This window comes from Bartonella bacilliformis Ver097 (assembly GCF_000709795.1).
Lineage (GTDB): Bacteria > Pseudomonadota > Alphaproteobacteria > Rhizobiales > Rhizobiaceae > Bartonella > Bartonella bacilliformis_A.
On record NZ_KL503803.1, the window covers coordinates 12,387 to 24,611 of the forward strand.

Consider the following 12,225-nt stretch of genomic DNA (forward strand, 5'->3'; position numbering starts at 1 on the left):
AGTCGAGCTAAATGTAACGGGAATTTAGCTCTAGTATAATCAGGTTAAAATTGATGAACGTGTTTTTTCAAAACGTTTGCGTTCATTAGGATCTAGATAAAGCTTGCGCAAACGAATATTTTTAGGGGTTACTTCTACAAGTTCATCATCTTGTATCCATGATAGTGCACGTTCTAATGTCATTTTGACTGGAGGTGTTAATTTAATCGCTTCATCTTTACCAGCAGCACGCATATTGGTCAGCTTTTTTCCTTTTAATACATTCACTTCTAAATCGTTATCGCGTGAATGTATGCCAACAATCATACCTTGATAAACTTTAACACCTGCATCAATGACCATGGCTCCACGATCTTCAAGGTTAAAAAGTGCGTAGGCGACAGCTTCACCATTGTCATTTGAAATCATAACACCATTGATACGGCCACCAATCTCTCCTTTATAAGGTTCGTAAGCACGAAAAAGGCGGTTCATGATTGCTGTACCACGTGTATCGGTTAACAATTCAGATTGGTAACCAATAAGTCCCCGAGTTGGTGCGTAAAAGACAAGGCGTACACGATTGCCACCAGAGGGACGTAATTCAACCATTTCTGCTTTACGTTCTGACATTTTTTGTACAACGGTTCCAGAATATTCTTCGTCAACATCGATCACAACTTCTTCGATTGGTTCTAAAGTTGCTCCGTTTTCATCTTTTTGCATGACGACACGTGGGCATGAAACACTGAGTTCAAATCCTTCTCGACGCATATTTTCAATGAGGACTGCTAGTTGTAATTCTCCTCGTCCTGAAACATAGAAAGAATCTTTATCAGCAGACTCTTCAATTTTAAGAGCGACATTACCTTCTGCTTCTTTTAATAAGCGATCACGAATGATACGGCTTGTTACTTTATCTCCCTCAGTTCCAGCAAGGGGGCTATCATTTACTAGAAAACTCATGGTAACAGTAGGAGGATCAATGGGTTGAGCAGTAAGGGGTTCATGAATTTCGGGGTCACAAAAAGTATCGGCAACTGTGCCTTTCTTTAGACCTGCAATAGCTACAATATCACCGGCAACGCTTTCTTCAATTGGTTGTCTTTCTAACCCACGAAATGCTAAAATTTTTGAAATACGCCCAGTTTCTAAAACTGTTCCATCTTGTCCAAGAACTTTAACGCTTTGATTGGGTTTAATAGAGCCTGAATGAATTCGTCCTGTAATGAGGCGGCCCAAAAATGGATCTGCTTCAAGAATAGTACCAATCATGCGGAATGGCCCCTCCGCTACGGTTGGTGCAGGTACATGGCGAATTACAAGATCAAATAAAGGGCTTAATCCCTGATCTTTTGGTCCTTCAGGAGATTCAGCCATCCATCCATCGCGACCTGATCCATAAAGAATAGGAAAATCAAGCTGTTCATCGGTTGCATCAAGAGATGCAAACAGATCAAAAACTTCGTTAATGACTTCATCAGCGCGTGCATCAGGCCGATCAATTTTATTAATGACAACAATAGGACGTAGACCTACTTTCAATGCTTTTCCAACAACAAATTTCGTTTGTGGCATAGGTCCCTCAGCGGCATCAACAAGTACAATCGCTCCGTCCACCATATTGAGAATACGTTCAACTTCTCCTCCGAAATCAGCGTGGCCAGGAGTGTCAACAATGTTAATTCGGATATCTTTCCAAACGACAGATGTTGCTTTTGCTAAAATTGTAATACCGCGTTCTTTTTCGATGTCGTTTGAATCCATCATGCGCTCACCGGTGCGCTGGTTATCGCGGATATTTCCTGATTGTCTAAGAAGCCCGTCTACAAGTGTTGTTTTACCATGGTCAACGTGGGCAATGATGGCGATATTACGCAATTGCATAAATTTTCTTCTTTTCGTTTAATGAAATTTCATTTGAGGCAAAGTTTTTGTGTTTTTTACTTTGCAGTTTGAAGTCTTGTACAATTTTTTTTATGATTTTGAAAGAGGAAGAACTGCTTTTCTAAAGAAGTATTTACGAAGATTTTTTGTATATCTTGCAGTTTTTGTGAGTTTTGAGAACCCTTTTGGTAGAACATATTTCATATAGAGTGCGTATTCAATGCAACCTAATCTCTTCAATATGGTATTAGGCTGCATTGAATGTATTTCTTATATATTCAAGTTAGAGCAAAGTTCCAGATAAGATGATGGAAGCAATAGAGAAATAAATCACAATTCCCATAACATCTACTAAAGTTGCAACAAAAGGAGCTGAAGCACTTGCTGGATCAAATTTAAAAGATTTAAGAATAAAAGGAAGCATAGAGCCAGACAAAGAACCAAATGTCACAACTCCGACTAATGCGGCACCTACTGTCATAGCAACAAGAATCCAGTGTTCACCATAATTATAGATACCGAGTTGTTGCCAAAGTACAATGCGCATAATTCCAATACTTCCGAGTAAAAGACCCAGAGCTATTCCTGCTGGAATTTCACGCATGATAACTCTCCACCAATTTTTGAGTGAGAGTTCACGTAAGGCTAATGCGCGAATGATAATGGATGTTGCCTGTGATCCTGAGTTTCCTCCTGAGCTCATAATGAGAGGAATAAACAGCGTAAGAACGAGAGCTTTTTCAAGCTCATCTTCAAAATGTTGCATGGCACTTGCTGTTAACATTTCACCCATAAAGAGTAGAGCGAGCCAGCCGCCGCGTTTTTTCATCATGCCAAGAAAATTTATCTGCATATAGGGTTTGTCAAGAGCTTCCATACCTCCAAATTTATAGGTATCTTCACTCATTTCATCGACTATAGTATCAAGTACATCATCAACCGTTACAATACCAATGACGTGATTATTGTCATCGATAACTGGTACAGAGAGAAGATCATGACGTTGAAAAAGACGGGCAATATCTTCATGATCTGTAAAAGGCGATATTGTGATTGGTGTGTCATGTGTAGAAACATTAAGAATTTGATCATCAGGTGAGGCAAGAATAAGACTACGCAACGAAACAGCTTTTAGAAGCTCACCTGTTTTGGGATCAATAACATAACTTGTATAAACTGTTTCACGCGTTTGTTCAACATCACGAATGTGATCTAGAGTTCTTTGTACGGTCCAGTTTGCTGGAATTGTTATAAACTCTGTTGTCATTAAGGCACCAGCCGTATGGTCGGGATAACTGGTGAGTTTTTTAAGTTCAGTCCGCGTTAAGGGTTTTAGTAAAGCATAAAGCTGTGTACGTGTTTCTCCATTAATGTCTTGGAAAACGTCTGCAGCAGCATCTGCTGACATGCCATCAAGAATTTCAACAGAACGATTAATAGGCAAAAGTTCAAGAATAGCAGCTGGTTGTTCGAGCTCTGGTTTATCAAAAAGTTCAATTGTATAATCGAGTGGTAAAAGACTGAGAATAGTCACACGTTCCATAATATCAAGATCGTTGATTATATCAATCGAGTCAGCAAAATGGCGATTTTTTAATTCTTTGGCGATCGCTTCCGGAGAAAGATTTTTGAAGTCGAAGGTTGTTTCAATTTTAGTCATGCTCAAGCACCTTCCAAAAGTTAGAAAATTACGGATCTGGATATGTGGATAGGAATAAATTAAAATTATAGGAAATTAAAAGAAAGTCCCGCTCCATTTCTTCCTCAATTGTTAATATTTAAACTAAAGTCAAGGATAGATCACAGGCTATAAACAGTTTCATCTTCGCAATAAATAGAGCTTTTATTTTTATCTATCTTTTATAAGTAAAGTGTTTTTTATTTTTTGTATTAAAAATATGGGTTTAAGAGACTGTTTTGAAGCGCATTGGATAATTTTATAGTATAGTCAATACATATTGTAAAAGTTGTTATTTTACAAATTTTATAGGAGGTATAGAATAATCATGACGAAAGAGGCAGTGTTGGATTGGGCAGGGTTTTCAGGGCTTCCAGATTTTTCTTTAATAAGTGATGATGATTTTAAGCCTGCTTTTGAGCAAGCACTTAAAGAAGCTGAAGCAGAAATAGAAAAAATTGCATCTATAGCAGAAACACCAACATTTGAGAATTTTTTGCAACCTTTTGAGCTTTCTGGAAGGGCACTTGATCGTGTGTGTTCAATATTTTTCATGCGCTCAGGTGCGCATAGCAATGCGTTGATTCGGCAATTAGAACAAGAATTTGTTGTAAAGCTTTCTCGTTATTCGTCAAAAATTATGATGGATACCCGCATCTTTATGAAAATGGATGTGCTTTATAAACAAGCGCAGCAGAATGCGTATGATGGTGAAACGAAGCGCGTGATTGAGCAAGGGTGGAAACAGTTTATATATAATGGTGCAAAACTTGATGAAAAAGGTAAGAAACACTTTGCTGAAATCAATGAAAAGCTTGCTCTCCTAAACGCTACTTTTGGTCAACATGTGTTAAAAGATGAAGCTGAATGGGTTTTGTTTTTAGAAAAAACAGATTTATCTGGTTTACCTGATGATCTGGTTTCTTCAATGAAAGAAGTTGCATGTGAAAAGGGGCGTGATGGAGTTTATGCGCTAACATTGACACGATCGATCGTTGAACCTTTTTTGAAATTTTCGCATCGTCGTGATTTACGTAAAATAGTGTTTCAAGCTTGGTCTAAACGTGGTGAAAATAGCAATGATAATAATAATCGAAAGATTATTGTAGAGATTATCAAGCTTCGAGATGAAAAAGCTAAATTGCTAGGATATAAATCTTTCGCAGATTTAAAACTCGATAATACTATGGCCAAGAGCGTGGATTCAGTTATGCATTTGCTCATACCTGTGTGGGAGCGAGCAAGAGATAAAGCTGCTGCTGAGCAGGCTGAATTACAAAGTTTTTCAGAAAATCAGGGAAATAATGAATTTTTAGCTGCTTGGGATTGGCGTTATTATGCTGAAAAATTACGTGCTGAAAAATTTTCTTTCGATGAAGCTGAGATCAAACATTATTTTCAGTTGGACCGTATGATTGAAGCAGCATTTTCGGTTGCAGGAAAACTTTTTGGAATTTCATTTGAAGAAAAAACGTCTACAGTGCTTTGGCACCCTGATGTACGTTTGTGGGAAGTAAAAAAATCTGATGGGAGTTTGCTTGGACACTTTATTGGTGATTATTTTGCGCGTTCTTCAAAGAGGTCTGGTGCATGGATGAGTAAGCTGCAATCGCAGCATAAATTAGGTAGTGGACAAAAGCCTATCATTTATAATGTTTGTAATTTTGTTAAGCCACCTAAAGGGGAGGCAGCTCTTTTGTCGCTGGATGATGCGCGTACACTTTTTCATGAATTTGGGCATGCGTTGCATGGTTTGCTTTCTAATGTAACATGGCCATCTGTAGCAGGAACATCAGTTTCTCGTGATTTTGTTGAGTTGCCCTCTCAACTTTACGAACATTGGTTGACTGTGCCAGAGATATTAAAATCTTACGCTACGCATGTGAAGACAGGCCTTCCTATGCCACAAGATTTATTAAATAAAATTGCATTAGCACATAAATTTAATGCCGGTTTTTGTGCAGTTGAATTTATTTCATCAGCTTTAGTTGATATGGCCTTTCATAGGGGAGAAATAGTAGATGATCCGGCATTATTTGAGCATAACGAATTAGAAAAACTGAAAATGCCTGATACAATTGCTATGCGTCATCGTCCTCCGCATTTTACGCATATATTTTCAGGGGATGGTTATGCTGCTGGTTATTATTCTTATATGTGGTCGGAAGTGCTTGATGCTGATGCTTTCCAAGCTTTTGAAGAAACAGGCGACGTTTTTCACCCAGAGCTTGCTGAGCGACTAAAGCGCTTTATCTATTCTGCAGGAGGTAGTTGTGATCCAGAAGAGCTTTATGTAGCTTTTCGGGGGCGATTGCCTTCATCAGAGGCGATGATTGAAAAACGTGGCTTGTAAAAAATTATAACCAATATAGCGCGAGCTATATTAGTTTTTGCTTTGAGTTATAAAAATATCGTATTTCCTCATGAAATAGGCCATTGTGCTGGCTTTTTTTGTCGAACTTTTGTGCATGTGAGTAGGCAGCTAATTTTATACAAATTTTCTAATAAAGGCGTTTTATAAAGCTTTTCACAGTTATAAATTTCCAATCTTAGTTTTATCCTTTGCTTTTGTTAGGGATAACAGAAAATTTTTATAAATAACTTAAAAGCTAGAAACAGGCCTTCTCCCTGTTATTTGCAGTTATTGTTGAAGCGACCATTATTGTTTACGTTTAAATTAAACAACACTGTAAAAACATGCGCTTTGTTAGAGTTTTTTATGGCCCTCAACGCTATAAAAAAATAGAAAAATCAACTGTACCCAACAGAAGAGGAATGAGAATTTTATTCAAAATTATTGTTTCCTAAGCAGTAAAAGAACTTCATAATTTGGGTATCCGTTGACTTCTAAGCCATGGAGAAGCTGAAAATCTTTGATTGCTTTTTGGGAAGCTGTACCAATTTTACCGTCAATTTCTCCTTTATAATGACCAAGCTTAGCTAAGTGAGATTGTAATTCCATGCGCTCCTGGAAATTAATAGGCTTAAATGGCCGATTCCAATCTTGTACTAATCCGGAGTGTCCAGCAATACGGTTAGCAAGGAGAGAAACAGCGAAAGCATAGCGATCCGCATTATTATAACGTTTCAAAACAAAGAAATTTTTTGTTACCAAAAATGCAGGTCCCTCAGGGCCATTAGGTAATTTCAGTGTTGCATATTCAGAAGGAGAAGGAAAGGGTTTCCCATTCGCATTTTGAACACCGAGTTTTGTCCATTGTGCAAAGGAAAGCTTATCATCAGGCAATTGTTTCCCATGCGGTAACTTGACTTCAAATCCCCAATGAAGGCCAGGTTGCCAACCGTTCATGTGGAGAAGATTAGCAGCTGTAGCAAGCGCATCTGGAATTGATGTCCAGATATCGCAATGTCCACTTCCGTCCATGTCAACGGCATAAGCAAGATAACTGCTTGGGATAAATTGTGTATGCCCTAATGCACCAGCCCAAGATCCGGTAAGTTGAGAGCGATGAATTACACCACTTTGAAGAATTTTCATAGCAGCGATAAGTTGCGTACGTGCATATTTTTCGCGTTTTTTATCAGCATAGGCTAAAGTTGCAAGGGAACGAATAGCATCACGCATCATCCTCTTGTTTTCTAAGGCTTTTCCATAGTTACTTTCCATTGACCAAATGGCAAGGATGATATTACTGTTAACGCCAAAACGTTTTTCAATTTTATCGAGCCATGTTTTCCATTTTTTTGCCTGATTCCGTCCTCCTATAATCGCAATATCATGAATACGATTATCAAAGTAGTTCCAAGGAGAATCAACAAACTCTGGTTGATAGGTTGCTCTCTCTAATACTTCTGGATCAATTGCCTGAACTGTTTCGAATGCTATATCGAATGTGGCTGACGAAATATTGTTAGCTAAAGCTGTTTTTTTAAATTCTTGAATCCAAATTTTAAAGCCACTGTTAGCATATGTATGCGAGGAAAAAAGCATTAAAGAAGTAAAAACCACAAAAGCGAAACCAATGATAAGAAGTCTCCAATTTATTAATTGCCTTGAAAAGGCGAATGTACTAAGCTCTACTTTTTGCATTTTTTATTTCCGTCAATGTTAAATTATTTCGATTGAGGTCATTTCATTTTCGTATTTGGGTTTGTAGAGTATGCTGCCAAGTTAAACAAAGAATTTAAAATAAACCATGTTACATTGAAAATATTCTAATCCAATTTTCCTACCCGTGTCCTTTATAATTGCAATTGAGATAGTAAAATATATTCTTAATGTTTTCGTTAAGAGATGATAACAACATTGAGTCAAAAAGTTATACCGTGAAATATCATGTTTACAATCAGGAGAGTCAGTGTGCAAAAGATTCGTAAAGCAGTCTTTCCCGTAGCAGGTCTTGGTACTCGTTTTCTTCCAGCAACAAAAACAATTCCTAAAGAAATGCTGACCATTGTTGATAAGCCTGTTATTCAATATGTAGTAGATGAAGCTCTTGAGGCTGGTATTGAGCATCTTATTTTTGTCACTGGGCGCAATAAAGCAGTGATAGAAGATTATTTTGATGCTCAGGTTGAGCTTTATGCAACACTTGCTGAGCGTAGCAAAAAAGAAGAACTGCAGCATTTACAAGATTTACAGCCGCAACCAGGGATGACGTCTTTTACTCGACAACAGCAACCCTTAGGGCTTGGGCATGCTCTTTGGTGCGCACGTGAATTGGTTGGCAAGGAACCTTTTGCCTTATTGTTACCAGACATGTTGATGCAAGCTAAAAAAGGATGCCTTTCTGAAATGATGCATCTTTATGAAAAAACGCAAGGAGGAAATATCGTTGCTGTTCAGGAGTGTCATGCTGAAGATGCTCATAAATATGGTATTGTTGGCAAAGGAAAACAAATTGCGAATGGTTTTGAAATTACACAGATGGTAGAAAAACCAGAAAAAGGAACAGCTCCATCTAATTTATACATCAATGGACGTTATATTTTGCAACCAGAAATATTTGATATTCTTTCTAGTCAAGAACGAGGAGCAGGAAATGAAATTCAGTTGACAGATGCTATGGTGCTGCTTTCAGGTAAGCAAGCTTTTTTTGGTTTTCAGTTGGATGGGAAAACTTTTGATTGTGGTTCTAAAACTGGTTTTATTGAGGCCAATGTTGCATTTGCTTTAGCACGTACAGATTTGTGTCAACAAGTTTCTGCTTCATTAAAAAATTTATTGGAGACGGTAAAAGTTTAGATTACGATGACACAGTCTGTTGATATGTTAGCCTTAAAATGCGCGGTTACATCAGCGCTTAAAACGATTTCTAGGGAAAAACAGGGACTTGCTGTTCTTGAAAAAGCTCTTCTTAAGAGTCTTTCTCATTCTTTTAAAGAAGCCGTTCAAACTATTAGGGATGCTAAGGGTCGTGTAGTGATCACTGGGCTTGGTAAAAGTGGTCATATAGGAGCAAAAATTGCTGCAACGTTAGCTTCAACTGGAACACCTGCTTTTTTTGTACATGCTACAGAAGCTAATCATGGTGATCTTGGTATGATTAGTTTTAGTGATGTTATTCTTGCTGTATCGTGGTCCGGTGAAACTACTGAATTAAGTGGTATTATAAATTATGCTAAGCGTTTTCGTACACCGCTTATTGCAATAACATCGGGTGAAAACTCTGCATTAGGAAGACAGGCTGACATTGTATTATTGTTACCAAAGGCAGAAGAGGCTTGTCCCCACGGGCTCGCTCCAACAACTTCGACAATTATGCAATTAGCGATGGGTGATGCATTGGCTGTTGCTCTTTTGGAAATGCGTGGCTTTACTGCGACAGATTTTAAGATTTATCATCCTGGAGGTTTTCTTGGTGCACATCTTAAATATGTGCGTGATATTATGCATCAGGGTGATAATATTCCTTTAGTTATACAGGGCACGCTCATAACTGAAGCAATGAGTATTTTGGTTGAAAAACGTTTTGGTTGTGTTGGTGTTGTGAATCAACAAGGTGAATTGATTGGGATTGTGACGGATGGTGATCTTGCACGCAATATTGATCGTGATTTGTCACAATTTAATGTTGATGGAATGATGACAAAGGATCCAAAAATTTTGAGTCCAGATGCATTGGTTGGTACTGCTATAGCTTTTATTCATGATCATCATATTGGTGCATTTTTTGTAGTTGAAAATAAAAAACCCGTCGGGATCGTTCATTTTCATGATCTTTTACGTGTTGGTGCTGCTTAAATTGAAAACTGTTGCTATCAAGTAAAGTTCTTACCACTTGATAGCAGGATAGAATCAACCTTGTGAAGAGAGATGATTATCTTTATATCTCTAATTAAAGATTATTCGCTTCATATGGACATTTTGCAGCCTTTTTAAAGGGTCGTTATGTAGATTGACATATCCTCTCCCTTCTTTAAAGGGGAAGACATCCCTATCCTCTTGATAAACTTCTTTATAAGATATCTTGGTTTTTTATTTAAATTTTGCGTTTAAGAGAAAATTGTAAGCCATTACTTGATGTGCAGAAAAGTTGCATTGTATTGTTTGATATTGTGCAATCCGTTCGCGATATGGTTCCACGGAGAATTGAGTGTATTTCAATTTCTACATGTTGAGTATTGACATAGTTGTAAGTGCCTTCTGATAATTTTTCTTTTGTATCTTCCGTCCGTGTTTCAAAAATGCCATTATGGAAAGAAGAAACGATACCATTTGTATCAATCCACTCCCCATCAATTCCATTTGGTATATCTTTTACAAATGGGTATTGCCCATAATACTGCGAAAAACTACAGGCCACTAGTAGCAAAGCAGTGATTATAAGACATGAGATACTGTAGATATACTTCATTTGTTACACTCTATTTGTTTTTAATTTTTGTGTCAAATCACGACAATTGTTGTTAAGTTATTCTTAGTCAATATGAGACTTTTGATGAAAATCAATGAAAAAGTAAAAAGTTGGCAAAAAATGTCTTAATGTTGTATTTAGTGAAGAGCTTAATAGAGTAAACACGCGGGACACAAGAGATGAAAATATATTCTTATGGTTTGCGACGATTCTAATATAGTATACTCAGTAATCTCAGAGGAGATTATTAAGTCATGATTGGTCCCATTCTTGTTGCGAGTGAAGACCATGGGAAACGTATAAAGCTTTCTGCTACGCTTCGAGGTTTTGGTCACCGTGTTATTGAAGCAGAAAATAGTTTACGTACGATTGATCTTTTGCACAGACGTAAAAATATTGTACTTGCGTTGCTTGATGTTGTGATGAGTGATTTAAGCGCGAGTGATGTGATTACAATGGTTAGAGCTGCTGGAGTATTTATTCCTATTGTTGTTATTGCAAAACAAGATGATGAAGAATCACTTCAGAGAGCTTTAAGCGCTGGAGCTATGGATTATTGGATTTATCCAGTAACGCCATTGCGGTTGAGAATCACCTTGAATAATCTTTCATTGATTTCTGCTTTGAAGCGCGAAGTTCACTATATTCAGAAAAAAAATAAAAATCATTTACGTTTTTCTGATCTTCATATAAAAAGTGATGTAATCCAAGAGCTTTTAGAACAAGCAAAAAGAGCTGCTAATTCCTCACAGAATCTTTTAATAGAAGGTGAAGTAGGAACTGATCATGAAACTTTAGCTCGTGTTATTCATCATGAAAGTTTGTTTTCAGAGGGACCTTTTATCCGTTTTCAATGTTTACCTATTACTGATCCACAAGAAGAAAATCGTGTATGGTTTGAAGAATTTTTGCCATTAATCTCTTCCTCTGAAAAGAGAACACTTTGCCTTTGTGATGTGGATCGACTTGAGCCTATACAGCAAAAGCGTTTTGCACATTACTTTAAAGAGAAAGTAGAAGTCACAAAAAAACAAACCCCATTTTTGCGTATTATTGCTACTTCAACATCACGGCTTACGGATTTGGTTAAGGAAGACTTTTTTTTACGTAACTTGTTTGAACAATTTTCCCAATTGCATATCAGTATTCCTTCTTTAAGAGAATTAAGGGATGCTCTTCCAGAAATTTCTCAACGCTTGATCGATCGCATTATTGTGGAAACAGGGCGATCACATATACATGGTTTAGCGGGATCAGCTATTTCATTACTTATGCAATATGATTGGCCTGGTAATCATAACGAACTTGAGAATTTGCTGTTTCGTGCTGTTTTACTTAGTGAGGGGCCGTTGTTAACTATTAAGGATTTTCCACAATTAATGGGAAATTCATTAGTGAGCCCTTCAAACGTTATTGATAGTACTGTTCAAGAGTATTACGAGGAAAAATTCATAAAATTTTTCAATATTAATGGACATGTTCGTACTTTCGCTGAGATGGAGCGCGATATTATTGAAAAGGCGGTTAAGCATTATAAGAGACGCATGAGTGAAGTTGCTCGCCGTCTTAATGTAGGGCGTTCTACACTTTATCGTAAGATGGATGAATATGAAGGCAATAAGCAATTAACAACGGAGTAAGATCTATAACGGATTTTCAATTATAGAAATTAATTTTGGAAAAACATAATTTCTTTATGATAAAAAAATGGAAGTTTTCTAATTTTAAAAAAAGCATTATTTATTTTAAAATTTTCTTATTTTTTAGTTTAAGTTGTCTATAATTTCAGGCATATGCAATTTTATTTGATGGTATCATTGTTAATGTTATTCTATAGTCTGATTATTGTTTCAGATAAAGCTG

General features: G+C 37.0%; 8 protein-coding genes. 4 read left to right on the forward strand and 4 right to left on the reverse strand.

Annotated elements, in window-relative coordinates:
* Nucleotides 1-39 precede the first annotated feature (39 nt).
* Nucleotides 40-1,866 carry a translational GTPase TypA gene (gene typA / locus H710_RS02175; protein WP_041849225.1) on the reverse strand — a complete coding sequence of 609 codons (1,827 nt, stop codon included), beginning with the start codon at nucleotides 1,864-1,866 and terminating at the stop codon, nucleotides 40-42.
* 283 nt (nucleotides 1,867-2,149) lie between these two features.
* Nucleotides 2,150-3,526 (reverse strand): magnesium transporter, encoded by a 1,377-nt coding sequence (mgtE, locus tag H710_RS02180; RefSeq protein ID WP_041849226.1) that lies wholly within the window; start codon nucleotides 3,524-3,526, stop codon nucleotides 2,150-2,152.
* A 346-nt stretch (nucleotides 3,527-3,872) separates the two neighbouring features.
* Between mgtE and H710_RS02185 the strand changes: the two genes are divergently transcribed.
* Nucleotides 3,873-5,897: a M3 family metallopeptidase gene (locus tag H710_RS02185; protein ID WP_041849227.1), complete on the forward strand. Its 2,025-nt coding sequence runs from the start codon at nucleotides 3,873-3,875 to the stop codon at nucleotides 5,895-5,897.
* Between the two features lie 441 nt (nucleotides 5,898-6,338).
* Here H710_RS02185 and H710_RS02190 read toward each other — a convergent pair whose 3' ends face one another.
* Entirely contained in the window at nucleotides 6,339-7,595 is a 1,257-nt protein-coding gene (locus H710_RS02190; protein WP_041849228.1) for a lytic murein transglycosylase, read from the reverse strand.
* Nucleotides 7,596-7,865: 270 nt separating this feature from the next.
* Here H710_RS02190 and galU point away from each other — a divergent pair, with 270 nt between their 5' ends.
* On the forward strand, nucleotides 7,866-8,750 hold the full coding sequence (gene galU / locus H710_RS02195) for a UTP--glucose-1-phosphate uridylyltransferase GalU (RefSeq protein WP_041849229.1): 885 nt from the start codon (nucleotides 7,866-7,868) through the stop codon (nucleotides 8,748-8,750).
* 6 nt (nucleotides 8,751-8,756) lie between these two features.
* Entirely contained in the window at nucleotides 8,757-9,749 is a 993-nt protein-coding gene (locus H710_RS02200; RefSeq protein ID WP_041849230.1) for a KpsF/GutQ family sugar-phosphate isomerase, read from the forward strand.
* Between the two features lie 238 nt (nucleotides 9,750-9,987).
* On the opposite strand, the gene H710_RS02205 is transcribed toward H710_RS02200, so the two are convergent.
* Complete coding sequence (locus H710_RS02205; protein ID WP_041849231.1) at nucleotides 9,988-10,362, reverse strand: hypothetical protein; 375 nt, start codon at nucleotides 10,360-10,362, stop codon at nucleotides 9,988-9,990.
* Nucleotides 10,363-10,616: 254 nt separating this feature from the next.
* Here H710_RS02205 and H710_RS02210 point away from each other — a divergent pair, with 254 nt between their 5' ends.
* Nucleotides 10,617-12,002 carry a sigma-54-dependent transcriptional regulator gene (locus tag H710_RS02210; RefSeq protein ID WP_041849232.1) on the forward strand — a complete coding sequence of 462 codons (1,386 nt, stop codon included), beginning with the start codon at nucleotides 10,617-10,619 and terminating at the stop codon, nucleotides 12,000-12,002.
* The last annotated feature ends 223 nt before the right edge of the window (nucleotides 12,003-12,225 follow it).

Coding starts and splice junctions, on each gene's coding strand:
- typA (WP_041849225.1), bottom strand. CDS start 1,866: ATGCAATTGCGTAATATCGCCATCATTGCCCACGTTGACCATGGTAAA.
- mgtE (WP_041849226.1), bottom strand. CDS start 3,526: ATGACTAAAATTGAAACAACCTTCGACTTCAAAAATCTTTCTCCGGAA.
- H710_RS02185 (WP_041849227.1), top strand. CDS start 3,873: ATGACGAAAGAGGCAGTGTTGGATTGGGCAGGGTTTTCAGGGCTTCCA.
- H710_RS02190 (WP_041849228.1), bottom strand. CDS start 7,595: ATGCAAAAAGTAGAGCTTAGTACATTCGCCTTTTCAAGGCAATTAATA.
- H710_RS02200 (WP_041849230.1), top strand. CDS start 8,757: ATGACACAGTCTGTTGATATGTTAGCCTTAAAATGCGCGGTTACATCA.
- H710_RS02205 (WP_041849231.1), bottom strand. CDS start 10,362: ATGAAGTATATCTACAGTATCTCATGTCTTATAATCACTGCTTTGCTA.
- H710_RS02210 (WP_041849232.1), top strand. CDS start 10,617: ATGATTGGTCCCATTCTTGTTGCGAGTGAAGACCATGGGAAACGTATA.